At 50.2% G+C, this 25,981-nt stretch carries 22 protein-coding genes; 21 read left to right on the top strand and 1 reads right to left on the bottom strand.

All coding sequences use genetic code 11. The annotated features are described in order from the left end of the window. The first annotated feature begins 82 nt into the window (after nt 1-82). The 18 genes from BUA14_RS16715 (at nt 83) to BUA14_RS16630 (ending at nt 21,433) form a co-directional block, all read left to right on the top strand. Nucleotides 83-1,303: a CoA transferase gene (locus tag BUA14_RS16715; RefSeq protein WP_072773653.1), complete on the top strand. Its 1,221-nt coding sequence runs from the start codon at nt 83-85 to the stop codon at nt 1,301-1,303. Nucleotides 1,304-1,325: 22 nt separating this feature from the next. After that, a complete protein-coding gene (locus BUA14_RS16710; protein WP_072773652.1) occupies nt 1,326-2,096 on the top strand; it encodes an electron transfer flavoprotein in 771 nt (256 codons plus the stop codon). A gap of 15 nt (nt 2,097-2,111) precedes the next feature. Further along, a complete protein-coding gene (locus BUA14_RS16705; protein ID WP_072773651.1) occupies nt 2,112-3,074 on the top strand; it encodes an FAD-binding protein in 963 nt (320 codons plus the stop codon). Nucleotides 3,075-3,112: 38 nt separating this feature from the next. Next, entirely contained in the window at nt 3,113-4,411 is a 1,299-nt protein-coding gene (locus BUA14_RS16700; protein WP_072773650.1) for an FAD-dependent oxidoreductase, read from the top strand. Beyond that, the gene (locus BUA14_RS16695) at nt 4,408-4,689 is read left to right on the top strand and encodes a ferredoxin family protein (RefSeq protein WP_072773649.1); all 282 of its coding nucleotides are present in this window, start codon (nt 4,408-4,410) and stop codon (nt 4,687-4,689) included. The genes BUA14_RS16700 and BUA14_RS16695 overlap by 4 nt, the downstream gene beginning before the upstream one ends. A gap of 45 nt (nt 4,690-4,734) precedes the next feature. After that, nucleotides 4,735-6,783: an oxidoreductase gene (locus BUA14_RS16690; RefSeq protein ID WP_242954674.1), complete on the top strand. Its 2,049-nt coding sequence runs from the start codon at nt 4,735-4,737 to the stop codon at nt 6,781-6,783. Between the two features lie 27 nt (nt 6,784-6,810). After that, nucleotides 6,811-7,581: an enoyl-CoA hydratase/isomerase family protein gene (locus BUA14_RS16685; RefSeq protein WP_242954673.1), complete on the top strand. Its 771-nt coding sequence runs from the start codon at nt 6,811-6,813 to the stop codon at nt 7,579-7,581. A 15-nt stretch (nt 7,582-7,596) separates the two neighbouring features. After that, complete coding sequence (locus tag BUA14_RS16680; protein WP_072773648.1) at nt 7,597-8,739, top strand: acyl-CoA dehydrogenase; 1,143 nt, start codon at nt 7,597-7,599, stop codon at nt 8,737-8,739. Nucleotides 8,740-8,854: 115 nt separating this feature from the next. Next, nucleotides 8,855-10,318 carry an SLC13 family permease gene (locus BUA14_RS16675; protein ID WP_072773647.1) on the top strand — a complete coding sequence of 488 codons (1,464 nt, stop codon included), beginning with the start codon at nt 8,855-8,857 and terminating at the stop codon, nt 10,316-10,318. Nucleotides 10,319-10,523: 205 nt separating this feature from the next. Then, on the top strand, nt 10,524-11,993 hold the full coding sequence (locus BUA14_RS16670) for an SLC13 family permease (RefSeq protein ID WP_072773646.1): 1,470 nt from the start codon (nt 10,524-10,526) through the stop codon (nt 11,991-11,993). 69 nt (nt 11,994-12,062) lie between these two features. Continuing rightward, the gene (locus tag BUA14_RS16665) at nt 12,063-13,277 is read left to right on the top strand and encodes a CoA transferase (protein WP_072773645.1); all 1,215 of its coding nucleotides are present in this window, start codon (nt 12,063-12,065) and stop codon (nt 13,275-13,277) included. Between the two features lie 63 nt (nt 13,278-13,340). Continuing rightward, entirely contained in the window at nt 13,341-14,495 is a 1,155-nt protein-coding gene (locus tag BUA14_RS16660) for a methyl-accepting chemotaxis protein (RefSeq protein WP_072773644.1), read from the top strand. A 37-nt stretch (nt 14,496-14,532) separates the two neighbouring features. After that, nucleotides 14,533-16,110: a class I adenylate-forming enzyme family protein gene (locus BUA14_RS16655; protein ID WP_242954672.1), complete on the top strand. Its 1,578-nt coding sequence runs from the start codon at nt 14,533-14,535 to the stop codon at nt 16,108-16,110. 31 nt (nt 16,111-16,141) lie between these two features. Then, a complete protein-coding gene (locus tag BUA14_RS16650; protein WP_072773643.1) occupies nt 16,142-16,942 on the top strand; it encodes a TIGR03084 family metal-binding protein in 801 nt (266 codons plus the stop codon). A gap of 421 nt (nt 16,943-17,363) precedes the next feature. Next, a complete protein-coding gene (locus tag BUA14_RS16645) occupies nt 17,364-17,714 on the top strand; it encodes a hypothetical protein (RefSeq protein WP_072773642.1) in 351 nt (116 codons plus the stop codon). A 38-nt stretch (nt 17,715-17,752) separates the two neighbouring features. Then, nucleotides 17,753-18,859: a peptide-methionine (R)-S-oxide reductase MsrB gene (gene msrB, locus BUA14_RS16640; RefSeq protein WP_072773737.1), complete on the top strand. Its 1,107-nt coding sequence runs from the start codon at nt 17,753-17,755 to the stop codon at nt 18,857-18,859. A gap of 64 nt (nt 18,860-18,923) precedes the next feature. Continuing rightward, a complete protein-coding gene (locus tag BUA14_RS16635; RefSeq protein ID WP_072773641.1) occupies nt 18,924-19,703 on the top strand; it encodes a response regulator transcription factor in 780 nt (259 codons plus the stop codon). Next, the gene (locus BUA14_RS16630; protein WP_072773640.1) at nt 19,700-21,433 is read left to right on the top strand and encodes a cache domain-containing sensor histidine kinase; all 1,734 of its coding nucleotides are present in this window, start codon (nt 19,700-19,702) and stop codon (nt 21,431-21,433) included. Before BUA14_RS16635 ends, BUA14_RS16630 begins: the two co-directional genes overlap by 4 nt. On the opposite strand, the gene BUA14_RS16625 is transcribed toward BUA14_RS16630, so the two are convergent. Beyond that, a complete protein-coding gene (locus tag BUA14_RS16625) occupies nt 21,430-21,948 on the bottom strand; it encodes a hypothetical protein (RefSeq protein WP_242954671.1) in 519 nt (172 codons plus the stop codon). The genes BUA14_RS16630 and BUA14_RS16625 overlap by 4 nt on opposite strands. A 288-nt stretch (nt 21,949-22,236) precedes the next feature. On the opposite strand from BUA14_RS16625, the gene selD reads away from it, so the two are divergent. The 3 genes from selD (at nt 22,237) to BUA14_RS16610 (ending at nt 25,853) form a co-directional block, all read left to right on the top strand. Next, on the top strand, nt 22,237-23,259 hold the full coding sequence (gene selD, locus BUA14_RS16620) for a selenide, water dikinase SelD (protein WP_072773639.1): 1,023 nt from the start codon (nt 22,237-22,239) through the stop codon (nt 23,257-23,259). A 169-nt stretch (nt 23,260-23,428) separates the two neighbouring features. Continuing rightward, a complete protein-coding gene (gene yedF, locus BUA14_RS16615; protein WP_072773638.1) occupies nt 23,429-24,022 on the top strand; it encodes a sulfurtransferase-like selenium metabolism protein YedF in 594 nt (197 codons plus the stop codon). 58 nt (nt 24,023-24,080) lie between these two features. After that, the gene (locus BUA14_RS16610) at nt 24,081-25,853 is read left to right on the top strand and encodes an aminopeptidase P family protein (RefSeq protein ID WP_072773637.1); all 1,773 of its coding nucleotides are present in this window, start codon (nt 24,081-24,083) and stop codon (nt 25,851-25,853) included. The last annotated feature ends 128 nt before the right edge of the window (nt 25,854-25,981 follow it).

Genomic DNA, 25,981 nt, shown 5'->3' with positions numbered 1-25,981 from the left:
TTAATCTAAAGATGCACAAAGTATTTTGTAAAGGAGCAAACCAGATGAGTCTTAACTACTTTACCAGAAAGGAGAGGCAAAGGTGAAAAGAAAGGAAATTCCTCAATTCGGAAATTTGCATGGAGTCAAAGTCTTAAGCACGGGAACCAATATTGCCGGTCCCTTTGCCAGCACCTTATTAGCAGAGCAGGGAGCCGATGTGATTCAGATAGAAAGCACATTGATGCCGGATATGTTACGCAGGCAGGGCGACACTTGGACGGTGGAACACAGAAACAACCGGACGATGGCCTTGAATATTGTTTCTGAAGAAGGCCGGGAAGTACTGTTTAAGCTGATTAAGGAGAGCCATATTCTGATTGAATCCTCTAAAGGGGGCACCTGGGAAAAATGGGGGCTTACCGACGAAGCGCTCTGGCAGGTCAATCCCCAGCTGGTCATTGCCCATGTCTCCGGATTCGGTCAGACCGGTGAGCAAGAGTATGTATCCCGGGCCTCCTTTGATACCATCGGTCAGGCGTTCAGCGGTTATATGGCCATTAATGGCATGCCGGATCCGGCCCCCCCCTATGCCGCCAAACCCTATACCTGCGATTATGTCACAGCCCTGTTTACCGCCTGGTCCATAACGGCTGCCCTGTTTCGCGCCTGGAATACAGGGATTGGGGAAAGCATTGATATCGCTCAGTTTGAAGTGATGGCCCGTATCCAAGCCAACGCTCTCATGGATGGGCTTAATCATGGCAAGCAGGCCCCTAGGCTGGGATCTTACGGAACTCCCCTGGTTGCTTTAGCCAATGTCCAGCAGTGTGGGGACGGCAATTGGGTGGTGACCGGTTTTGGCGGTCAAGGAGTATTCAAGCGTGTTGAGGAGCTATGGGGATTAGCGGATGACCCGGATTTTGCCGAACCCCACGGAACCATGCAGAAAAGCGATGGTGTGAGAGCGGAAAAATTCGTCAAAGCGGCCCAGGAGTTTTTTCAAAGCCATAGGGCAGAAGAAGCAGCGGATATCCTCAATAAAATCCAGGTTCCCTGCAGTGTGATCATGACCTACGAGATGATGAGCAAGAACTCACATTATCAAGCCAGAAACACCTTTGCCGAGTGGTATGACCCTAACACCGGGAAAGTAGTGAAAGGGATCAATACCATCCCTAAATTTAAAAACAATCCTAGTCAGATTTTCCGGGGGGGTCCAACCTACGGCATGGATAACGAAGATGTTTTAACAGAATTGGGCTATAGCGAAGATCAAGTCAGTGAACTCTATGCCAAAGAAATCATCAGGAAAAAATGGTAAAAACCAAAAATGAGGTGAAGCAATGAACATTATCGCTTGTTACAAAATTGTCCCTGAAGAGCAGGATATCGTTGTTCTTCAGGATCGCAGCCTTTCTTTCGCCAGAGCGGAATGGAAAATCGGGCAATATGACTTAAACGCCATTGAAGCAGGAATGCAGATTGTGGAAAGGGCCGGCGGCCAAGTAGCGGCCTTAAGTGTCGGCTCCCAGCCGTTGGAAAATTCCAAGCTGAAGAAAGGGGTTCTCTCCAGAGGGCCGGAAGAGCTCTATCTGGCAGTCGATCCAAAATTGGCAGATGCCGATACCCATTTGACGGCCCAGGCTTTGGCGGCAGCCATCCGCAAAATCGGAGCCTGTGACCTGATTATCTGCGGGGAAGGATCAGGAGATCTTTATGCTCAGCAGGTAGGAGCCCAGCTGGGTGAACTTCTCAATCTCCCCTGCATCAACGGTATAAGCAAAATCACACCCCAGGATAACAAAATTATGGCTGAGCGCACCCTGGAAAATGAAGTTGAAGTGTTGGAAATCCCTTTGCCGGCAGTGCTCTCCGTCACTACGGATATCAATCTCCCCCGTATCCCCAGTATGAAGAATATTTTAGCTGCCGGTAAGAAACCGGTGACCCAATGGGATCTGTCGGCTCTCGATCTTGAGCAGGCAGAGAATAAGACCCAGGTTCTCAGCACCCTGGCTCCTGAACAAGTGGAGCGCAAGCAACTGATCCTGGAAGGCGAATCGGAAGAAGTCATCCAAAAGCTGTTCGAGAGCATTCGTAAGGAACTTTTATAAGAGAGGGTGAAAAGCATGAGTCAGGTTAAAAAAGTATGGGTATTGGCGGAAAAAACCGATGCACTGGCCCAGCTATGTGCCGGCGGACGCCAGTTAGGAGAAGAAGTAGGGGCCTTAGTCTGGGGGAGCCGGGCAGAAGCAGAAAAAGCGGCAGCTTATGGAGCGGACAAAGTCTATTGGCTGGGCAGCCTGGAGCAAGGAAGAATGCTGGAAGACTATCATTTGACCATCAGCGAATTGCTGAAAAAGGAAACCCCCGATCTTTTGCTGGTGCAGCCCAGCCGCAGAGGCAAACACATGGCCGGACGGCTGGCAGCAGGCTTGGGTACCAGTGTCATCGTGGACGCGGCAGACATTACAATTGTCCAGGGTGACATTCAAATCAAGCATATGGTCTATGGCGGTGGGGCCTTCCGGGTGGAAAGAGCGTTTGGTCCCACCACCATCACCACCGTGGGGGCGGGGATTTTCAGCGCCCCGGCTGAAGCCAGCGGCCACCAAGGTGAGATTGACCGGGGTGAGATTGTGGAAGTCGAGTTCAGAGAGCCGGCCGTATCGGTAAAGTGCCTGGAGAAGAAGAGCAAAGCAGGGGCGGAAGTCAATCTTAACGCCGCTAAACGGGTGCTGGGAGTGGGACGGGGCTTTGCCGAACAAGCCGACCTGAAAATGGCTGAAGAATTAGCCGGCTTAATCGGTGCAGAAGTGGGCTGCTCCCGTCCGATTGCCGAAGGGGTCAACTGGATGGCCCGGGAAAGATATATCGGAGTATCCGGAGCCATGCTCAAACCGGAGCTTTACTTGGCTATCGGCATATCCGGGCAAGTCCAGCACATGGTAGGGGCCAACCAGGCCAAAACGATCATTGCCATTAACAAAGATAAAGGGGCTCCCATCTTCCAGCAGGCTGATTACGGCATCGTCGGCGATCTCTCTAAAATCCTTCCCGCCCTGAGCGGTCTGATCAAAGCCAACCGATAGATTAGCCAACCGATAAATTAGAAGAATTAGGTGAAACAATGAGCGCAGACAAATATGAAGTGATCATCATCGGCGCAGGTCTGGCCGGGCTGAGTGCGGCTTACAAGCTGGCCAGGGCCGGAAGGGAAGTTGTGGTGGTGGAACGGGGAGATTATCCCGGAAGCAAGAATCTGAGCGGAGGTGTGCTGTACAGCCGGATTTTGGATCAGCTTATTCCGGACTTCTGGGAAGAAGCGCCTATTGAACGCTATATTACCAACTACCTTACCACCCTGATGACCCCTACGGATTACGTTAACATTGAATACAAAGGTCAGGGACTGGCCAAGACTCCTTACAATGCGGTCACTGTGTTAAGGGCTAAATTCGATCGTTGGCTGGCGGAGAAGGCTGAAGAAGCGGGAGCCATGATCGTAACGGGAGTTAAAGTTGACAAGGTGCTGAAAGAAGGGGGCAGAATGACCGGTATTGTCACTGGGGATGAAGAGATGCTGGCTGAAGTGGTCATCGCAGCCGACGGCATCAACTCCTTCATCGCTCAGGAGGCCGGTCTGCGGGGAGAGATCGAGCCCGCTCACCTGGCGGTGGGAGCTAAGGCTTTGATAGAACTTCCCCAGCAGGTGATTGAAGAGCGGTTCAGACTGGAAGGGAATGAAGGAACGGCCTATGCCATGCTGGGCGACGCCACTCATGGCGTGGCCGGGGGCGGCTTCTTTTATACCAATCGGGAAAGTCTGTCCATCGGCGTGGTCATGCGCCTGGATGATTTAGTTAAAGAGAAGGTAAAGCCCTTTGAAGTCCTGGATGACCTGCTCCGCCATCCTTTGGTGGCCCCCTTGGTCAAGGACGGAACCATGACGGAATACGGAGCCCATCTGACGGCGGAAGGCGGTCTGCATATGGTTCCCGCTCAGCTTCATACGGATGGAATGCTGATTGTGGGGGATGCCGCCGGGTTTACCATCAACAGCGGCCTGGTGATCAGAGGCATGGACCTGGCCATAGGCTCAGGGATCGCGGCAGCGGAAGCTGTCCTTGAAGCCAAAGAACGGGGCGATTACAGTGCCGCAGCCTTAAGTTCCTATCAGCGCAAATTGGACGAGAGCTTTATCATGAAAGATTTAAAACTTTACGCCAAAGCCGTGGATTTTATGGAAACAGACCGGCTCTATAAAAACTATGCCCCTCTGGCCAACAACTTGTTCGGCAAGATTTATAACCACGATCTCAGCCCCAAAGAGCACCTCTGGAAGACGGCCTTAGGGTCCTTTCAAGAGAGCGGAATGTCCTGGCTTGACTTGGCCCGGGATGGCATGAAGGGGGTGCGGGCCCTATGAAGGGTTTAAGTTTGGCGGATAAACTGTCTCTGAACAAATTTGAAGTGAATGAAGGAGAGCCCCATATCCGGATCGACCAGCAGGCCTGCCGGACCTGCCCCGAAAAAAGCTGCCTTACCGCTTGCCCGGCAGGGCTTTACAGCGAACAAAACGGCCAAATCACTGTAGAATGGGCAGGCTGTCTGGAGTGCGGAACCTGCCGGATCATCTGTGACCAAAAGGCCATCTCCTGGGAGTACCCTCAAGGAGGATTCGGAATCATTTACCGTCAGGGATAGAGTTCGTGAAGACAAAGTCTAAAGAAATAATGGATATGCGAGGGAATGATGATGAGCGAGTTTGCCCATTTATTCCAACCAATTCAAGTAGGCAGCCTGACCTTGCGGAACCGGATGATTACAACCTCCATGTCCCCCGGTCATGGCTATACTACGGATGACAATAAACCGACCCAGGTCTTTCTTAATTACTTGGAAGAACGGGCTAAAGGCGGCTATGCCTTGATCTGTCAGTCGGTGGCTTTTTACCCAAGGCAATCAAGGCACCCCTTGCCCAATGCCTACGCCCCGGAGCATCTGCCCCATTTGCGGGCCATGGCCGAAGCTGTGCATAAACATGGGGGCTTGCTGGTGGGACAGGCTTTGGCCCTCCATGACTGGCGGCGCAACTTGAATGAACCGGAAGGGCATTTCGGTCCTTCCGACATTCAGATTCTCAAAGGGGTGGGCCCTTTTCAGACCATGACCAAAGAAGATATTAAAACCTATGCGACTCAGGTGGCCAACTGCGGCAAGATCCTCCAGGCCGCAGGCTGGGATGGCATCGAGCTGCTTGCCGGGGTGGGAGGCGTGCTCAGCCGTTTTCTTTCCAAAGCCACCAATAACCGGACCGATGAATACGGAGGCAGTGTGGAAAACCGCTGCCGGTTTGCCATGGAAGTGGTTCAGGCCGTCAAAGAAGCCTGCGGCCAGGAGTTTCCGGTGCTGATCCGCTGGACTCCGGTGGACTATGTCAAGAATGGCAATGAAATCGAAGACGCCAAGCAAATTGTCCCCTATCTGGAAAAGGCCGGCGTGGCCTGGCATAACCTGGCGGTGGGCTGGCATGAAAGCTCCGTGCCCCTGACCACCAAAGAAATCCCCGACGGCCATTGGTCCTGGATTTCGGCAGAGATCAAGAAAGTGGCCACAATCCCCGTGGTGACCGGTTACCGGCAAACCGATCCGGCGGTTATGGAGAAGATCCTCGCTGAAGGCAAAGCAGATCTGATCGGCGGGGTGCGGTACTGCATCGCTGATCCGGAGTTTCCCAATAAAGTCAGGGAAGGCAGACAGGAAGATATCCAAATGTGCATCACCTGCTGCCGCTGTCTGGATGAGATGGCGGCCGGTCATGGCCTGGAATACTGCAGTGTCAATCCCCGTCTGGGTCCGGAATTGCTCACCCCGGTTGAACCGGTGGGCCAGCCCAAAAGAGTGATGGTGGTGGGCAGCGGACCGGGAGGACTGGCGGCGGCTTTGACGGCAGCCAAGCGGGGGCATCAGGTCACCCTCTATGAGCGGGGGCCAAGAGTCGGCGGCTGTCTGGTGATGAGTGCCATTTTCAGTCCTACCTATGAGCGCTTGACCCACTACTACAAGGCTCAGCTCAGCAAGACGCCCAACATTCAGGTGAAGCTGAACACCCAGGTTACCCCGGAATTGGTGCGGTCAGAAAAACCGGAAGCTGTCATTATCGCAGTGGGCGGGCATCCGGTGGACCTCAAAGCGCCCGGCGTAGAGCGGGGCAATATGGTCCGGTCCCATGATTTTCTGGAAATGCTCAATGGCAAGCCCCCGCAGAAGCCGGGTCTGATCAACAAAGTGATGTGGAATGGGGGCGCTGTATTTCTGCGCTTATTCTACTCCCCCAAGCTTGTGAGAAGCCTGATGGGCATGCCCTGGCCTTTCGGCAAGCGGGTAGCCATTATCGGCGGCGGCTTGCCGGGCTGCGAACTGGGTCAGGAGCTGCTGGCCCATCGACGGAAAATGGTCATCTTGGAGGAACGGAAAAAGATCGGCTATGATGTGGGCGCCAGTGACCGCTTTCATGTGGTCTCCAAGTTCAAGAAATCTCCCGATGTCCAAATGGAGCCCTCAACGAAAGTGTTAGCCATCACCGGAGAAGGGGTCAGATTCAGACGGGAGGATGCCACGGAAGAAGTCTATCCGGCAGACACCGTGGCCGTGACCCTGGGCTTCGAAAAAAATCTGGAACTGGCCGACCAGCTGCAAGGCAAGGTGCCCATTCTTAAAGTCATCGGGGATTGTGAAGACCCTAAGCGCATGGCCGATGCTACCAAAAAGGGTTACCGGGCCGCCATGGAATTATAGAGAGCGGCGGAGAAATGAGGAAGGTGCATGATGGAACACACAGTGTATGTTGAAAAACAAGACAATGGAATCGCCACCCTGGTTCTGAACAAACCCCAACGCAGAAATGCCATCGATCCGGGGATGATGGAGCAGCTGGCCGGGATGCTGGAAAGCCTGGATCAGGATGAGGCCGTCAAAGTGATCATTTTGAAGGGGAAAGGAGAGCATTTCTGCTCAGGAGGCGACCTGAAAGCCGGAGCAGGAACCACGCCCTCCATTGAAAATTCCCGGGCGGCTTTGAAAAAGTACTGCCGGGTGGTCCAAATCATTCAGCAGATGGAGAAGCCCGTCATTGCCATGGTCAGGGGCTATGCCGTAGGCGGGGGCATGAGTCTGGCTTTGGCCTGTGATTTGATCATGGCCTCGGAAAGCGCCAAATTCTCCTCCAACTTTTTGCGGGTAGGCATCGTGCCGGAAATGGGCGCCCTGCTCTTCCTGCCTCAGACCATCGGGCTTTACCGTGCCAAAGAGCTTTGGTTCACAGGCCGGGTTGTGGAAGCCCGGGAAGCGTGGCAGATGGGATTCGTTAATCATGTTTTTCCTGATGCCGAGATTGAAGAGGCGACCTTGTCCCTGGCCCAAGGCATGGCGGCAATGCCTTCCCTGCCTATGAAAATCACCAAGCGGATTACCAATTCAACCATCAACCAGCTGCTCAATGCCGTTATGGAAGCCGAGCTCCAGTCTTCGCCTTTTTGTGCCCAGACGGAAGAGCATAAAGCTTACAAAGCTGCTTTGCGGAGCAATAAAAAGTAAAGGGGTTTGAGGAATATGGATTTCAAGAAAAGCGAAGAACAGGAATTATTGCTGGAAAGTCTTAAAGAACTGATGGAGCGGGAATGCCCGGAAGACTATGTGAGAAGATGCGATGAGGAAGGGCGGTTCCCGGTGGAATTCGCCAAAGCTCTGGTGGACAATGGTTTCGGCTTATTGGGGGTTCCGGAAGAATACGGCGGTACTCCGGTGGATCTCCTGACCCTGTTGCTGGTCAAAGAAGAAATCGCCAAAAACGGCGGTCCCATCAATGTCTTTACCCAAGCTTTTCAGCTGGACAATATGCTCACCTACGGCTCGGAAGAGCAAAAGAAGATCACCATGGATTATGTCAAACAGGGACAGGTCCCTTTTTGCATCGGCTTTACCGAACCCCAAGCCGGTTCAGACACTTCCGCCATCCAGACTTCCTATACCCGGAAAAACGGCAAAGTGTATCTTAACGGGCACAAGACCTTTATCAGCGGCGCTTTGACCAACCCCTACCTGCTTTGCATGGCCCGTAATTGTGATGAGACAGACAAGACCAAAGCCTTTACCATGTGGTGGGTGCCCATGAGTGCGCCGGGAATCAAGGTGGAGCAGCTTCACAAAATCGGCTGGCATATGCTGGAGACCTGCGAAATCTATCTGGAAAACGTGGCAGTGGAGGAAAAGGACATTGTCGGTCAGGAAGGCCACGGCTTCCTGCAATTGATGAAGAACTTTGAAACGGAACGGTTGCTGATGGCTTCCACCATTTTGGGAATGGCCGAGTGCGCCTTTGAGGACGCAGTGCGTTATGCCAACCAAAGAGTGCAGTTCGGCAAGCCCATCGGAACTTTCCAATTGATTCAGGAGAAGATCACCTATATGGCCCTGAAGATTGAGAACATGAGAAATCTCATCTATAAAACGGCCTGGGAAAAAGAAAATGGCATCTCAACCCAAATCACTTCGGCTTTAACCAAGCTTTATTGCGCTCAGTCAGGCAATGAAATTATCGATGATGCCCTGCAGATTATGAGTGGAATCGGCTATACCAATGATTGCCGCATCTCCAGATTGTGGAGGGACGCCCGCAATTACCGGATCGGTGGCGGCACCGACCAGGTCATGATTCATATTGCCGGCAGAAATATTCTTAAGAAATACAAATAGAAACACAGGGGCGGCCAAGGAGGTGGTGCCAGGAAGAATGCGGCCATTATGCCAATTCCGGGAGTCAGGTTTGCCAATCAGGGAAAAAGAATTATTATGAAGCAGGAGGTTTGTTATGGCTATGAGTTCTGCAAGTGCCAATCCATCGGGTAAAAATACTTGGTATTATCTCAATAGTATCATTGCGCTGGTTTTGATGTTCGGGTTTAAATACTTGCCGCCAATTGAACCATTAACATCCTTTGGCATGGCGGTTGTAGGGATTTTCTTAGGCGTCGTTTATGCCTGGGCTACGGTCAGCGTGATCTGGCCGGCTTTACTGGGTGCCATTGCTTTGGGATTCACCGAATTTGGCACCGTGCCCAGCGTCTTTGCCCAGGGGTACGGGGGAGATACCTATTTATTCGTGTTTTTCATGCTTATCTTTGCCGCAATTATTGATAAAGCAGGGGTAAGCAATGTGATTGCCAGCTGGGCTGTCTCCAGGAAATTTGCCAAAGGCAAACCCTGGGTACTTTCCACTATGCTGCTTACCGCCGCTTTCATCATCGCGGCCCTGATCAGCGTCACGCCGGCCATTATTATTTGCTGGGGAATTTTGTATCAGCTTTGCAAAGTGTTTGGTTATACCAATCAGGACAAATATCCTAAACTGATGGTCATCGGCATTGTCTTTGCCGGCTTGATGGGAATGGCGGCTTTACCCTTTAAAGCTCTGCCGGTGATGCTGATGGGTGTGCTTGCCAAACAAACAGGAATTCAAATCAGCTTTCTGTCCTTTACTATTCTGGCCAGCGCCATTGGCTATGGCGGGGTGTTAGGATATCTGGCTTTGTGCAAGTTTGTCTTCCGGCCGGATGTCAGGGCTATTCAGAAGAGCGATTTTGTCATGGAAAATACCATCCGCATGAATGCTTATCAGAAACAAGTCAGTGGCTTGCTGGGACTGTTGGTAGTGCTTTTGTTTTTGCCCGGTTTTCTGCCGGAAGGACCGGTGCTGGCCTTCCTCAAAGCCCTGGGCAACACCGGTATTGTGATCGGTATTTTAGCCTTGGTGGCCTTTATCAAAAGAAAAGACGGCAGCAATTATGTTAACTTGGTCGATACCATCAAAACCGGCGTTCCCTGGGAAACCATGATCCTGCTGGGTACGGCCATGCCTTTAGCCACCGCCATGACCACTAAAGGGACCGGTGTCCAGGAACTGCTTTCCCAGGTATTCACTCCGATCCTGGGCGCCAATGCCAATCCGGTGATGTTTGCCATCCTTATTTTGGTGATTACAGCTCTGTTAAAGCAATTTATGGGTGGTGTCGTTGTGGGAATGCTGATGGTGCCCATGGCCATCACCTATGCTTCGGGCATCGGCGCCAATATTCAGATGTTGATTGTTGCGGTAAGCGTATTTTGCAACATCGCCGTGCTTCTTCCTTCGGCAGGACCCTTGACGGCCCTCCTCCACGGCAATACAGAGTGGGTCAGCACGAAAGAGATTATCAAATATGGTACGCCCCTGGTTGTGGTGGTGACAGTCATCGGAATCATTATATCCTTAACTTTAGGCAACCTTTTATTCTAATACAGGGAGGCTATCCAGCCATTTAGCAGTTAAAAGCCCGACAATACCTGGTTTTTGCATTCAGGTATTGTCGGGATGGATAGCCCAGGCTAGACCAGGTGTAAGTATTCGGTGCCTAAATCCGTGACGCCTCTGTTCTGCCCATGAGTTTAAAACAGTTCAGCCCGGGTGAAAATGGCAATACAAGGCGTTGGGAGGGTAGTGTATGTCTGTGCAGAAAAGAGAAGCCGGGGAGAGATCATGGCAAACCATTCTTTATTATCTGAACAGCCTGATCGTGATTGCTCTGATTTCCGGAGGCTGGTATTTTCCGGTTGTTGAGCCTCTGACGCCGCTTGGCATGCGGATCATCGGTATCTTTACCGGGGTTATTTATGCCTGGTCCACGGTGGGGATCCTTTGGCCTGCTTTGCTGGGTTTGATCGCCCTGGGATTTACCGGATACACCACTGTACCGGAAGCGTTTCAAATGGGTTATGGCGGGGATGCATTTTTATTTGTGTTTTTTATGCTTATTTTCGCCGCTATGGTTGATAAGGCGGGAGTTACTGAAGTTATTGCCAATTGGGTGGTTTCCAGGCGGTTTGCCGGCGGGAGGCCCTGGATGCTTACACTTCTGATTCTGACTGCCGCCTATGTGGTGGCAGCTCTGGTCAGTGTTACGCCGGCCATTATTATCTGCTGGGGGATATTATATAAACTTTGTCAGGTTTTTGGCTTTACCAACAAAGATCACTATCCCAAGCTGATGATCGTGGGTATTGTCTTTGCCGGCCTGATGGGACATGCCGCTTTGCCTTATAAAATGATGGCTGTCATCTTGACCGGTGTCTTTACCAAACAAACCGGTCTGCAGATTGATTTTATGAGCTTTACCATTCTGGCGGCAGCCATCGGCTATTCGGCAGTGCTGGGCTATGTTGGCCTGTGCAGATTCGTCTTCAGACCGGATGTCACTCCCATAGCCCAAAGCAAATTTGTTTATGCCAATACATTCAAGTTTAACACGTATCAGAAACAGGTCATCACCCTATTGGGAGTACTGATTATACTGCTTTTTTTGCCCGGGATACTGCCCGGTGATCTGGGGTTGACGCGATTTCTCAAAAAACTGGGGAATACGGGAATCGTTGTGCTGTTATTGGCTTTTGTAGCTTTTCTCAGAAAAAAAGATTCGGCGCACTTTGTCAATTTCGTGGCATTGATTTGTGAGGGGATTCCCTGGCCAAGCCTGTTTTTATTGGGGACGGCGCTGCCTTTGGCGGAAGCGATGACCAGCGAAGAGACCGGAGTGAAAGAGGTTTTTATGCAACTCTTCAGTCCTGTTTTGAATGCCCACCTTAGTCCCGAATTATTTGTTTTTCTCTTCATAGGAATCTCTGTTGTCATGACCGTTTTTATGGGGGATGTCATCGTGGGTCTGATTTTAGTTCCTCTGGCCTGCACCTATGCCCCGGTGGTTGGCGTCAGCCCCGGGATGCTCACGGTAGCTCTATGCGTCTCCTGTCTGATGGGGATCGTGTTTCCGGCATCCAGTCCTTTGGCAGCTTTGATGCATGGGAACAGTGAATGGGTCTGTTCCAGGGAAATTTATCAATACACAGTTCCCCTGGCCATTGTATCCCCGGTGATTGGTGCCTTGGTTTGTCTGACTTTAGGCCCCTTGCTCTTTTAAAGGAAGCTGGGAGCGACTTCCGGAGGAAAGGGACTCCCGGATAAAAAGTAGGGAAGAAGAGGTGTCACTATGGTTAAGCGTGCGGATGCCCCGCAAAGGGGTGCTCTTCAAGGAGTCCGGGTCATGCATGCTTCGATGTCCATTGCCGGGCCTTTTGCCGCGGCACTGATGGCGGATATGGGAGCGGATGTGATCTGGGTGGAGAGCGCCAAAGCCATGGATATTACCCGCTATGGTCCAGGGATGGCCTCTCAGCTGGATCGGCGGAACCAAAGAACTATTGCCCTGAATATCCCGACCCCGGAGGGAAAAGAGATATTTTTGCGTTTGCTTGGCAAGGCCGACATTTTTATCGAGGCATCCCGAGGAGGACAATACGGGAAATGGGGGCTTACAGATGAGGTCCTATGGGAAGTCAATCCCCGGCTGGTCATCGTGCACATCTCCGGATTCGGTCAGACAGGAGACCGCAGTTATACCGGCCGGGCCTCTTATGATCCAATTGCTCAGGCCTTTGGCGGACTGATGTCTATGAATGGTCTGCCCGGCACCCGGCCTGCTCCCGCAGAAGTCAGCATTGCCGATTATTATACCGGTTTTCTGGCGGCTTATTCCGCTTTGGCCGCCTATATCCGTGCTCAAAAGACAGGAGAGGGAGACAGTATCGATGTGGCTCAGTATGAGGCCATTTTAAGATGTCAGTCAGGGTGGCCCCTGGACAGCTGGAACCATACCGAGCGGGTTTACCGCCGGGGGATGGGAAATAACAACAATGCCGGCTTTAACAGCTATCGGTGCGGAGACGGCAAAAAGGTCTATATCGTATTGTTGGGGGTCGGTGTGGTTAAAGCGGCGCTGCCGATTTTCGGTTTCACTTATGGGACGGATGAATTTCCGGCCTTGGGCAGCTATAAGCTGGATACCCTGGGCGGACAAAAGCTGGAGGAGGCCATTGAGGATTTTTGCCGGCAAAGAACGGCCCGGGAAGTGGAAGAGATCCTGAGCTCTGCCGGGGTCCCCTGCAGTATGCTTATGAATCATGAAATGATGCCGGATCATCCTCACTTTCTGGCCAGGGAAACCATCACCCGGTGGCAGACGGTTGACGGCCAAAGCATTACCGGGCAAAATATCGTCCCCAAATTTAAAAATAATCCTGGACACATCTGGCGGGGCTGTCCGGCCATTGGCATGGATAACGAAGATATCTTGGCGGAGGCCGGCTTCAGCGCAAGGGAGATAGCTTCTTTTTATGAGAAAAATATTATTAAAAAAGGAGTTTAGTTTTACAGAGTACTGGGAAAGCCGGAAACACAGAGTCAAATAAAATTTAAAAGGAGGACATAGATGCTTGATCAGAGAGCAATAAACTCCTGTAAGCTGCTGGCCGAGGTGCTGGTGGATGCCATACCCGGCGGGGCGATGTTTTGGCTGGTGGAAGGAAATACTGTAACCTGGACGAAAAGCTCCGAGAAGTTCGGAATTCAGATCGTCAAAACAGGAGATCAGCTGGATGAGAGATACTCATCCATCAGAGCAATGAAGGAACGGACCCTCCTGCTCAATCAATCGATCAAACGATCCAAGCAGGGAGAGCGGTTGATTATGTCTACCCTTCCCTATGTGGATGAATATGATCAGGTTCAGGGAGCTTTCAATATGGCTTGGCCCCGAATTCATCCGGTCATTGCCGCTTTTGGCAATTTTGCCCCGATTCTGGCGGAAATGTATCATGATGGCGCTCTGTTGTATATCTCGGATTTAAAAAAGGTTGTGATGAGACAAGCCTCCTCCAGATTTGATTTGCAGAGTTTTCAGCTGGGGCAGAACCGGGAAGAAGACGAAGCAGCCCGCCAAGCCTTGTCAAGCCAAAGTCCGGTGATTCTGGAAATGGGGGAAGAAAAGTACGGGGTTCCGGTGACGGTTGCTAATTATCCTTTGTTCGATGAGGAGAATAAGGATGAGATCGTTGCCATTTTGGGGATTATCACCCCTAAAAAGACCGCGGTGGAATTGCGGCAAATAGCGGCCGATCTGGAAAAAGGTCTTTTGGAGATTTCGGCGGCCGTCCAGCAGTTGACGGCCTCGGCTGCGGATATTCATACCAATGAGAAAGTGCAGAACGACAAGATCAGAGAGGTTGCCGCTCATACCGAGGAAATCAGGGGTATTATGGCCTTGATCAGAAAGATCGCCGATGCCACCAATATGCTGGGCTTTAACGCAGCCATAGAAGCGACCCGGGCGGGAAAACAGGGCAACGGATTCGGGGTGGTGGCTGAAGAAATAAGAAAGCTGTCCGAACAAACCCGCAGCACGATTCCGCAAATCCAAAGACTAACGGATTCTATTCAGGAAAAAGTGAACCAGATCAATCTAAAAAGTATGAACTCCCTTCAATCCAGTCAGGGACAGGCCGCCGCTACCGAAGAAGTCACAGCCGGCATCCAGGAAATATCAGCGATGGCCGAAGAACTTAACCGCATCGCTTTGCTGCTCTAGCTCTTTTTCCGGCAGGATGGATGGAAGCGCAGAAAGGATGAACAATTTGTTTCCTCTTCATATAGGATTTTTTTTGACCTTAAATGCTAATCGATATCCGCAAAAAACGGCAATCGTCTGTAACCGGCAGCCCATCTCTTATGCTCAATTAAATAGGCGGGTTAATAAGCTGGCTCACGGTCTTTTGGAGCTGGGAGTGACAAAAGGGGATAAAGTAGCTTACCTGCTGCCCAATGGACTGCGGATTGTCGAACTTTACTATGCGGTGCAAAAGATCGGAGCCGTCTCGGTAGCCATAAACTATCGTCTGGCTTCCCAGGAGATTGGCTGTCTGCTTGAGCAGGCAGATTGCCAAGTGTTCGTCTATCATGAGCTTTTTGATGATCAAGTCCGGCAAGTCAAGGAGAATGTTAAGACGATCTCCTTGGTGATACGGGTGGGTGAACAACCAATACAGGGAGAGTATGCTTTTGAGGCCTTGACAGACCATGACCATGAGGAAGAACCGGATGTACTGATCGGCGAAGAAGATTTGTGCAGAATACAGTTTACCGGAGGAACAACCGGGCGTTCCAAAGGGGTGATGAGAACCCAACGGCAGGAGATTTTCCAGGTGATCGGCATCACAACAGCCTTGGAACTGGGAGGGCCTGACCGGGTGATGCTGACCCAGTCTCCTTTATGCCACCAGGCCGGGCTCTCCTGGCTGAATGTGGCCATCGGGGCGGGTAACACGTTGATTGTCTGTGACGGATTTGAACCGGAGAAAATTCTGCGGCAGATTCAGGAGGAGAGAGTTACCAATGTCATGCTGCTGCCGCCCTCTTCCTATCACCGGATTTTCGCCTTGCCCTCACTTGCGGAATACGACCTGAGTTCCGTCAAGTCCGTTCATTCATCGGCGGGAGGTACTTCGCCGGAGATTGTCCACAAACTCTATGAGGTTTTCCCTAACTGTGTCGTCCGGTGCGGTTATGGGCTTACTGAAACAGGCGGGGTAGGCACCACCTTTGTGCTGACCCGGGAGGTGCTCGAAAACAACCCGGAGCTGACCAAAAGTGTAGGGAAAGAGATGTCTTTCCTCGAATTGCGGCTTGTGGATGAGAGCGGCCGGGAAGTCCCGGTTGGCGAAACCGGTGAATGCATCGCCCGGGGCCCCTCGGTGATGACCGGTTATTATAATCAACCGGAACTGACCGAGGAAGTGATCAAAGGGGGCTGGGTCTATACCGGGGATCTGCTGAGGAAAGATGAAAAGGGCTATTACTATTTCATGGATCGCAAAAAGGATATGATTAAGTCCGGAGGAGAAAATGTTTTCGCTCAGGAAGTGGAAGGGGTTATCCGTACTCATTCCGCCGTTCATGACTGTGCGGTGATTGGGGTACCGGACCCCAGGTTTGGGGAAGCCGTGATGGCGGTGATTAAGACTAAGCCCGGGCAGGCTGTAACGGGGGAGGGGATTCAGGAACACTGTAAAAAATACCTGGCCGGCTATAAAAAACCCCGCCGGGTGGAATTTGTGGATGAATTTCCGGTGGATCAGGCGGGGAAGATTCAAAAGTACAAGCTCCGGACCACTTTTGCCCGTAAGGATTTTCCGGAAACGATGTGAAATTAAATGCTTAAGATAGGGGAGATGGGCGATGAAAGCCATACTCAATGATCTACTGGCGGAACAGTCTTTGGTGGACAGTTTGGTGGATAATCTGACAGAACAGCAATGGCAGGAAGTGATTAAACCGATGGGTTTGCAGGAGGAAGTTCCGGGGCTGTGGACCATTAAAGATGAGATCATTCATATTGCTCTTTTTGATGAGGCGGCAGGGAAATTGATTTTAGGTGAAGCTGAAAGTTTGGGGGATGCCAATCCGCCGGGCACCCATGATGAATTCTACAGATGTCCGGAAAAACGGAACATGAGCAAGGCCGAAGTATTGAGTTGGTGGCGCCAGGTCCGCACCAAGATGAACTGGGCTTTATACAACAGCGATCCCAAGGCACGCATACCCTGGGCGCCTAACTTGCCGATGGCGGCTAAATCCCTGGCCTCAGCCCGCCTGATGGAATTATGGGCCCATTCCACCGATGTTTATGATCACCTGAAAATTCCTGTAAAAGTGGCGGAGCGAATCGTTCACACCCTCTTTCTCTCCTGGCAGGCCCGCCCCAATTCTTATCGGATCCATGGCGTTGAGATGCCTGATACGCCAATTTATTTGGAATTGGTTTTGCCTTCCGGTCAAATCTGGTCGAAAGGAACAGCAGGGGCCCAACAGTATATCAAGGGAAAGGCTGAGGATTGGGCAATGGTGGCGATCAGGCGCAGGAATTGGCTGGATACGGACTTGGTCGTTGTAGGGGATGAGGCGGAAAGGTATGCCTCCTTCGTGCAGACCTATGCCGGGAAGGCTGATGAAGCACCCCCTCCGCAAAGAATGAGATAATCCTTAAATAAGAGTCTCAGTCAGCCCCGGATTAGTCCGAATAAAAGAGCCAAAACAGCCACCAGCGTGGTGAACGAATACTAAAAAATTAACAGCCAGTTCATAATGGACCGGCTGTTAATTTTTTGTATCAGACATCTATGCAGCTGAAGCTGCATTACGTATAATGAAAATTTTGTTTGACAGGTAGCTTAGCATCCATTGGCGTTCAGATGCTGAATGAGTGGCATATTGTGAGTGAGGTGAGGCATAGGCCTCCGAAATAATTCTTGCAAGCAATAGTATAAATACCTGCTTAAATTCAGGTTTTATCCGATACCATTCAATTCCGGCGAATCAAATAGCAGCCTATAATGAAGACAATTACACTCCCCGGGCATGCCCCCAGGGATGAATTAAATAAAGAAGAGGTGCTTAAAGGATGAAAAAACTATTACTGACGCTACTCCTTATTACCACTGTACTTGGATTAAGTGGCTGTGGCAGCAGCGCTGCTCAAGGAAACGACATGAAAGATGCCCCCAAGATGGAAGACACCATGAAAGAAGACAACAAGAGCGGAGACATGATGAAAGATGACAGCAAGAGTGGAGATATGATGAAGGAAGACAGCAAGAGTGAAGACATGATGAAAGAAGACGGCAAGAGTGGAGATATGATGGAGAAAGACGGCAAGAGCGGAGATATGATGAAAGATGACAGCAAATCCGGAGACATGATGGAGAAAGACAGCATGGCCGATAGTATGAAAAAAGAAAATAGTAATAAGTAGAGGAACATAAATCATTCAGGAAAGGATGAGTGGGCACCGTGAAAATCAAGGTAAGCCGGATTCTTCTTAGTGTTGCTATGTTAATATTCTTATCCATTGTCGGTACCGGTTGCAGTGAGGCAGCGGTGCCGGCTGAATCCGCAAAGCGATTTCCGGATAACCCCAATATGGGAGTCTCCTATGAAGGAAAAGAACTTCAGGAGATATGGATAGCCGGGGGTTGTTTCTGGGATGTGGATGCCTATCTCTCAAGAATTTACGGTGTGGCCGATGTGACGGTGGGCTATGCCAACGGGAACACCGAAAACCCAACCTATGAGGATGTTTGCTATCGGGATTCGGGACACGCTGAAACGGCTCATGTTCGTTATGATCCGGAGCGGGTTGACCTGAAAACCATTTTGGAATACTTCTTTAGGATCATCGATCCAACCTCTTTGAATCGCCAGGGAAATGATGTGGGTACTCAGTACCGCACAGGGATTTATTATCAAAATGAAGTTGACCGTGAGATCATTCTTAAGGTCATAACGGAGGAGCAAAACAAGTATAAAAAGCCTATTGTTACTGAAGTGCTCCCTCTGGCCCATTTTTATGAAGCGGAGGAATACCACCAGGATTATCTTGTCAAGAATCCCCATGGCTACTCCCATATTGATTTTTCGCCCATAGAAGAGCAAAAACTTGTGAACATTGATCCTGGACTTTATAATAAACCCAGTGATGATGTACTGCGTAAAACCTTGACCGATCTGCAATATGCCGTGACCCAAAAGGACGCCACAGAACGCTCCTTCGCTAATGAATACTGGGATCATCATGAACAGGGTTTATATGTGGATGTGGTGACGGGGGAGCCCTTGTTTGCTTCAAAAGACAAATTTGATTCGGGAACGGGGTGGCCCAGTTTTAACCGGCCCATTGCTCAGGAAGTCATTATAGAAAAAGAGGATTCTACCTTTGGCATGAAGAGAATCGAGGTTCGCAGCCGGGCCGGGGATTCCCATCTGGGGCATCTCTTTAACGACGGTCCCCCGGAGGATGGCGGTCTTCGCTATTGCATCAATAGTGCCGCCCTGCGCTTTATTCCCTTATCCGAGCTTCAAGAGAAGGGCTATGGACAGTATCTCAGCAGGATAGAATGATATCTTCAGGCTGTGGAATTGTCAAATTCAGGCTGTTGGCGGGAAAGTGAGGGTTCAAAAGATCATGTATAAACTGCTGATTGTTGATGATGAGCCCATAATCCGCCAAGGTATCAAACAGCTCATTAACTTCCAGGAACAGAGCATCAGTGAAGTTTATGAAGCCGAAGATGGTGCGCGGGCGCTGGATATTGTAAAGGAAAAGCGCCCGGATATTGTGCTGGCCGATATCAACATGCCCAACATGGACGGTCTTAATTTAGCCCGGGAAATCAAAGCCGTGGACCCGGAAATCCGGGTGGCTATCATTACCGGCTATGATTATTTTGAATATGCGGTCACAGCCTTAAAGGCGGGAGTGGACGATTACCTGCTCAAGCCGGTTTCACGCAGCGATATCCTGGAGCTTTTGAGCAAATTAGTCAATGATCTTAAAGAAAAAGCGGAGCAAAGACGAGCTATGGAATCCTTGGCGAGCCTGAAACAATTAGAGCATGGGGGAAATGAAGGCCACCATCACTATCGGGATATGATCCTTCAGGTGATGAACCATTCCCTCTCTGAGCCGGCTTTTTCCCTCGGGCGTCTTGCCGAAGAAATCAACTTAAGCAGCGGCTATCTGAGCACAGTTTTTAAACAGAATTTTGGCATTCCTTTTCAAGAATATCTAACAACCATGCGCTTGGAACGCTCTAAGATATTGCTGTTGGTCACATCTTACAAGATCTATGAAATTGCCGAAAAAGTTGGTTTTGACGATCCAAGTTACTTCAGTACTTGCTTTAAAAAGCGCTATGGCCTGTCACCTAACAGCTACAGGGATACTATGGGGGGAAATATATGATGAAACCCTGGCGTTTATGGGGTATTCGTACTCAGATTCTTGTCTTTTACCTTGTAGCTAGCTTGTTTATTGTCGGGGCGATGGGATTGGCTCTTTTCTTCAGTACCACAAGGATTGTGAGCCAGGAAGTGGCCAAGACCACGGCTACAGCCATCGATAAAAGCGGCCGTCAATTGGAAATGTATATTGATCAATTAAAAGGGCTTTCTGATCTATTGGCAGAAAGCCCTCAAGTGCATCGGTACTTCGATCAATCCGGCACTGACTATTTGACCGGTGATGAGCGGAGAGATATCGAGAGAATGATTCAAGGGATGTTGAACACCAATCCTGAGATTGCCTCCATCATTCTGATCGGCGCCAAGGGGCAGCTTATTACCAACGAGCAGAATTTAGAGATGCATTATTCAGGGGACATTCAGGATCAGGAGTGGTATCAGGAGGCACTGGGGAGTACTATGCCCATCCTTACCTCCGCAAGAATGCAGGAGTTTTCTATGGACAAGGACAATTGGGTCATTTCCCTAGGACGGGAGCTTACCGATGAGAAGAAGAAACACCTTGGCGTGTTGCGTATTGATCTCAAATATGATGCCATCGAATCCATTTTGAAGGATATGAATCTAGGGCAAGAGGGCTACTCCTATATTCTTAATCAAAGTCAGCGCGTGGTCTACCATCCTAATCCGGAGTACTTCAGTCAGGAAGAAAAACGCTTAGAGCTCATAGACATGCTGGAGATGGAAGGCAATGAACTTTCCCGGGAATATAAGCTTACCCATCGCTATGACTTAAACAACAGTGATTGGGTCTTGGTTGGTGTGGCTTCCCTGGATGGGGTCAAGCGCATGGAAGCGGAGATCATGATCGTGTTGGTTGTGCTCGGCTCAGTCCTCCTTTTGGCAGCCTTTGGGAGCAGTGCTATCTATGCGAGCAGCGTAGCCCGGCCCATCCGCCAATTGGAGAAAGCTATGGAAGAGGTGGAAAAAGGGTCATTGGCTACAGAAGTATCTGTCGTAGGTAGTGCTGAGATCGCCAGCCTATCCACCCATTTTCTCTCCATGCTGGATCGTATTCAGGAGCTGATGAACGAAATCAGGAGTAAGGAACAGTTTTTACGTGCCAGTGAATTAAAGACTCTTTATAGCCAGATCAATCCTCATTTTCTGTACAATACCTTGGATACCATTGTCTGGTTGGCCGAATTCGGTAATACAGAGCGAGTTATATCCGTGAGTAAAGCCATGGCGCGCTTTTTCCGGCTATCCTTGCGTGGAGGCAGCGAAACCACCACCGTTCGGGATGAACTGGATCATGTACGTCAGTACTTGTTTATTCAGAAAGAGCGCTATCAGGATAAATTGTCCTACGAGATTCAGGCAGAGGATGGTTTAATGGATATAAGCATACCTAAAATCTTTCTCCAGCCCTTAGTGGAAAACGCTATCTATCATGGCATTCGTAAAATGCCAGGGGGAGGAATGATCCGCATCACTGCCCGAAAAGGGGAGAAGGATGAGCTGTTTTTATCCGTTGAGGATAATGGCGGGGGATTTGAGGACATGGAGAAAGGAAAAGATCCCCTCCGGCTCGGTGGTGTGGGCCTGAAAAACGTGGAAGAGAGGATCCGGCTCTATTATGGAGAAGACTATGGCCTATCTATCGCTAACCGCCCGGGACAAGGGGTTACGATCATCCTGCGGTTAAAAACGAAACTGCCTGTCGCTTAGGCTTCTTGCTTGATAGCAAAGAGCAAGCGCTGATTGCCGGCCTCTTCCACAGGACCAATTACGAGATAATCATATAAAGTCATATCAAATTTCTCACAGTTCAAAATGATCTCGCTCTTGCCTTCAGCATCTTCGATCATGAACACGCGCAGATCAAGATTTGCTTTCCGGCCTTTATTGGTATAAAGCTCAAAAAACAGGGCGTCGTTCAAAGCTTCCTTGGTGTGCCCTAAAGAGTCGGCGCTGGTCAGTACAACTGAGTGCTGAAGGGTAGTATCCGTCAGGACAATCTCGTCTTCGGTGTGTATATCGGTCAGATTTATAGACATAAAGGTTCCGTCCTTATGCTTGTATTGGTGGTCCAGCAGATAATTTTTGTTTAACTCACCTACAGAAAAATTCTTTTCCTGAGCGAGACCCTCCACAGTGAATACTTGATTGGAGCCGAAAGAACAACCGGTTAATGTTACGACCATTACCAAGAAAAATGCTGTAATGATTTTCTTTTTTAGCAAAATAATTCACTCCTTCAATCTTATGCGCTTCTATCAAGAGCTTCGGCTATCTAGGTTTTCGATTTTTTATACTATTTTCCTGCCTATTAGGCGCTATATTTTTAATAGTTTGAAAAAGATGAAGCCGCTTCCGTGGCTTCTCTATTTTTATATACGGCTTAATCTGGCATAAATCAAATGAAAGCGTTATGATAGAAGAAGAATTCTTGCCTAATACTCTGTAATACTTAAAACGATGAGGAATTAGGTGTTACAGAGTACTAGGCACGGAAAGGAGATATTCAGCAGATGAAGTCTTTTTTATCAAGCTGTACCACAGGAGGATGCGGAGCTAAAATCGGGCCTGGTGAATTATCCAAAGTTCTTTCCGGTTTGCCGGTTTTTCAGGATCCTCAGCTTTTGGTAGGCTTTGATGCTTCAGACGATGCGGCGGTTTACCAGATAAATGAAGATACAGCCATCGTTTCTACCGTGGATTTCTTTACACCTATGGTAGAGGACCCGCGGACCTTTGGGCGCATTGCCGCAGCTAATGCCTTAAGTGATGTCTATGCCATGGGAGGAGCCCCCCTTTTTGCTCTGAACCTTGTCTGCTATCCTGAGCGGGAGGACATCCAGGACTTAGGGGAGATCTTGGCAGGAGGAGCGGAGAAGCTCCAGGAAGCGGGAGCCGTTCTCTGTGGGGGGCATTCCATCTATGATCGGGAGCCCAAATATGGCCTGGCGGTCACAGGGCGGCTTGATCCCCGGAGAATCTGGAAGAACAATACCCCCCAGCCCGGGGACCGGTTGATTCTCACCAAACCCCTGGGGGTTGGCATTGTCATGGCTGCCCTGCGGGGAGAAATGGCGGAAGCAGAGGCTATAGAGGCGGCCCTGGCTTCCATGCAGCGTCTCAATAAATATGCGGCTGAAAAAGCCCGCGACTTTCCCATTCATGCCTGTACGGATATCACCGGCTTTGGGCTTCTTGCCCACGCCCGGGAGATGGCCGGAGGGTCCACGACCATTGTGCTTCACCCTTCGGAGCTGCCTTATATTGCTCAAGCATATACTTATGCCCAAGGATATCTGCTGACCGCAGCCGGTCAGCGCAATCGCAACTTTATGGAGGGAGCGGTGGAATTTAAAGATATTCCCTTTCCGTTACAGGAGCTGATGCTCGATCCCCAGACCTCGGGAGGGCTGCTGCTCAGTGTGCCCGGAGATTGCGCCCAGGAGGCTTTGCGTGCTATACAGGAGGCAGAGCCCCAAGCAGCACTGATCGGAGAAGTTGTTTCCCGCCAGGCTCTCCCCATTCTTCTAAGGTGAATCAAGGGGACAGGTCCCGCTTTTCATTCTGCCCCGCCTTGTTTTCCGAGAGATCAGCACAATGAACATAAATTTGAATCATCAGTGATAACCTAAAGCAGCATGGCAGCCTGACAATATTAAAACACCGCCGGCTTAGCCTGCGGATTTAGATAAGGAGGACGATTTAATGATAACCATCGATGCTCTGGGACAAGTGTGCCCTATTCCCGTGATTCGTGCCAAGAAAGCCTTGGCAGAATTGGGCGAAGCAGGGGGAGTCGTGACCGTACTGGTGGATAACGACATATCGCGGCAAAATCTGCAAAAGATGGCCGAAGGCATGGGATATCAGGCTGAGTATCTGGAAAAAGACAACGGCGTCATTGAAGTCACCATTGTTGCCGGAGAAGGCTGTGCTGTTGAAACCTCCGGAACGGCGGAAGATTCAGGCCTGGTGGTCGCCATCGGACGGAACACCATGGGAGAAGGCAGCGAAGAACTGGGACGAATTCTCCTCAAAGGTTTTATCTATTCCCTCAGAGAGCTGACCCCGCCGCCTGCCCGCCTTCTCTTCTTTAATTCCGGAGCCCATCTGACCAGTAAGGACTCTAACAGTATAGAAGATTTAAAAGCCATGGCGGCTCAAGGAACCATCATTCAAACCTGCGGTACCTGCCTGAACTATTATGGCATTACCAAGCAACTGGCAGTAGGCCAGGTGGCCAATATGTATGATATCGTCACCGCTATGGCCGAGGCCAAACGCCTCATCAATATTTAGTCTCATCACTATTTAATAGTGAAATTTCCCAAAATTACAGCGCAAGTGAGGTAAAAACATGGACATTCAAGGGCGGGTTGCCGAGCTCAGAAAGCTGATGACGGATAATGGCCTGGCTGCCTATATTATTCCCAGCTCCGACTCCCATCTCAGCGAATATGTCGCCGACCATTTTAAAAGCCGGCAGTGGATTTCCGGCTTTACCGGCTCCGCCGGAACAGTAGTCATTACTTTGAAGGATGCAGGTTTATGGACAGATGGCCGCTATTACATTCAAGCGGAACAACAGCTCCGCAATTCAGGAATTCGTTTGTTCAAGGCAGCCGACCCTCAAGTGCCCAGCTATATAGAGTGGTTAAAAGAGAATTTACCGGAGGGAAGCACCCTTGGCTTGGACGGACATGTTTTTTCGGCCAAACAGCTTAGAGACATGGAAAAAGAATGGGCAGGCAGAATTACCATAAAATTCGACCAGGATCTGGTGGGGCAGTTATGGCAAGATCGCCCTCCCATCCCTGCCCGGGATATCTTCGTTCATGACGTAAGCTATGCGGGGCGTTCCCGGGTAGAGAAGCTCAATGATCTGCGTCAGCAGATGAAAGGCAAGGGAGCCAATGTTCATGTACTGACAGCCCTGGATGATATCGCCTGGCTCTTAAATATCCGGGGGGCCGATGTCCCCAACAACCCGGTGACCATTGCTCATGTCCTGGTTACCGAGGATGCGTGCACCTTATGTATCGATCCGGGCAAGGTTCCGGCTCCGGTAAAAGCCGAGCTGGAGAGAGATGGGATCCAAATCAAAGGCTATGACGCTGTCGCCGGGCTTCTGCAGGGGCTTGGCGGGGATGATGCCGTTCTTATCGATCCGGAGTTCGTCAACGCAATTCTTGACCATGCCATCCATCCTCAAGCGAAGAAGGTCGAGGGAACCAATCCCACCACGATGCTGAAGGCTATTAAAAATGAGATAGAACTGGATAACCTAAAGACCAGTAATATCCATGACGGAGTGGCGATGGTCCGCTTTATCAAATGGCTTAAAACCACCCTGGGCAAGGAAGAAATAACCGAACTCTCGGCTGAAGATACCCTGGAAACCTTACGGAGAGCCAACAAGGAATGTGTGGGCCTGAGTTTCGATACTATTGCCGGCTATAAAGATCATGCCGCCATGATGCACTATAAGGCCACTCCGGAAAAAGCTTACACCTTGGCAGCGGAAGGATTTCTTTTGGTGGATTCAGGCGGTCAATACTTCGGCGGCACCACGGACATCACCCGTACCATCGTTTTAGGGCCCCTGACTGAAGAAGAAAAAAGAGATTTTACCTTGGTGCTGAAGGGACATATCGCCTTAGCCACCGTTAAATTCCTTTACGGTGCTACAGGCTCGAACTTAGATGTCCTGGCCAGACAGCCCATCTGGAAATACGGCATGGATTACAAATGCGGTACAGGTCATGGGGTGGGCATGTTTTTGAATGTTCATGAAGGTCCCCAGCGGCTGAGCCAGACCCCTAATACCGTAAAACTGGAAGCAGGGATGATCCTGACCAATGAGCCCGGTATCTATAAAGAAGGGAAACACGGCATTCGCACCGAGAATATGATGGTGGTGAGAAAAGCCGAGGAGACTGAATTCGGCCAATTTATGGGCTTTGAAGCTGTGACCTATTGCCCTATCGACTTAGGGGGTGTGGAGCAAAGCCTCCTCACAGAAGAAGAGCAAACATGGCTGAATGAGTATCATAAAATGGTCTACACCACCCTGGAGCCTTACCTGGATGCTGAAGAAAAAGCCTGGCTGGCTCAGGAATGCGGCAGATAAGACTTAAATTACACAATGAATACCCTGAAATCAGGCTTTCAGCCTTGTGAAGCTGAAAGCTTGATTTTTTATAGTTACAAAGCTAGACTGATTATAAATAGACAATGACCAAATAAGCTGCAATCCAA

This window comes from Desulfitobacterium chlororespirans DSM 11544 (genome assembly GCF_900143285.1).
Lineage (GTDB): Bacteria > Bacillota > Desulfitobacteriia > Desulfitobacteriales > Desulfitobacteriaceae > Desulfitobacterium > Desulfitobacterium chlororespirans.
Note: the sequence above shows the minus strand (reverse complement) of the source record. Positions and strands in the feature narration are given on the sequence as shown.

Excerpts from the sequence above, each read along its gene's own strand:
- BUA14_RS16675 (WP_072773647.1), top strand. The coding sequence starts at position 8,855 with ATGGCTATGAGTTCTGCAAGTGCCAATCCATCGGGTAAAAATACTTGG.
- BUA14_RS16685 (WP_242954673.1), top strand. The coding sequence starts at position 6,811 with ATGATGGAACACACAGTGTATGTTGAAAAACAAGACAATGGAATCGCC.
- yedF (WP_072773638.1), top strand. The coding sequence starts at position 23,429 with ATGATAACCATCGATGCTCTGGGACAAGTGTGCCCTATTCCCGTGATT.
- BUA14_RS16690 (WP_242954674.1), top strand. The coding sequence starts at position 4,735 with ATGATGATGAGCGAGTTTGCCCATTTATTCCAACCAATTCAAGTAGGC.
- BUA14_RS16680 (WP_072773648.1), top strand. The coding sequence starts at position 7,597 with ATGGATTTCAAGAAAAGCGAAGAACAGGAATTATTGCTGGAAAGTCTT.
- selD (WP_072773639.1), top strand. The coding sequence starts at position 22,237 with ATGAAGTCTTTTTTATCAAGCTGTACCACAGGAGGATGCGGAGCTAAA.
- BUA14_RS16700 (WP_072773650.1), top strand. The coding sequence starts at position 3,113 with ATGAGCGCAGACAAATATGAAGTGATCATCATCGGCGCAGGTCTGGCC.
- BUA14_RS16650 (WP_072773643.1), top strand. The coding sequence starts at position 16,142 with ATGAAAGCCATACTCAATGATCTACTGGCGGAACAGTCTTTGGTGGAC.
- BUA14_RS16655 (WP_242954672.1), top strand. The coding sequence starts at position 14,533 with ATGAACAATTTGTTTCCTCTTCATATAGGATTTTTTTTGACCTTAAAT.
- BUA14_RS16665 (WP_072773645.1), top strand. The coding sequence starts at position 12,063 with ATGGTTAAGCGTGCGGATGCCCCGCAAAGGGGTGCTCTTCAAGGAGTC.
- BUA14_RS16710 (WP_072773652.1), top strand. The coding sequence starts at position 1,326 with ATGAACATTATCGCTTGTTACAAAATTGTCCCTGAAGAGCAGGATATC.
- BUA14_RS16695 (WP_072773649.1), top strand. The coding sequence starts at position 4,408 with ATGAAGGGTTTAAGTTTGGCGGATAAACTGTCTCTGAACAAATTTGAA.
- BUA14_RS16670 (WP_072773646.1), top strand. The coding sequence starts at position 10,524 with ATGTCTGTGCAGAAAAGAGAAGCCGGGGAGAGATCATGGCAAACCATT.
- BUA14_RS16610 (WP_072773637.1), top strand. The coding sequence starts at position 24,081 with ATGGACATTCAAGGGCGGGTTGCCGAGCTCAGAAAGCTGATGACGGAT.
- BUA14_RS16660 (WP_072773644.1), top strand. The coding sequence starts at position 13,341 with ATGCTTGATCAGAGAGCAATAAACTCCTGTAAGCTGCTGGCCGAGGTG.
- BUA14_RS16705 (WP_072773651.1), top strand. The coding sequence starts at position 2,112 with ATGAGTCAGGTTAAAAAAGTATGGGTATTGGCGGAAAAAACCGATGCA.
- BUA14_RS16645 (WP_072773642.1), top strand. The coding sequence starts at position 17,364 with ATGAAAAAACTATTACTGACGCTACTCCTTATTACCACTGTACTTGGA.
- BUA14_RS16635 (WP_072773641.1), top strand. The coding sequence starts at position 18,924 with ATGTATAAACTGCTGATTGTTGATGATGAGCCCATAATCCGCCAAGGT.
- BUA14_RS16630 (WP_072773640.1), top strand. The coding sequence starts at position 19,700 with ATGATGAAACCCTGGCGTTTATGGGGTATTCGTACTCAGATTCTTGTC.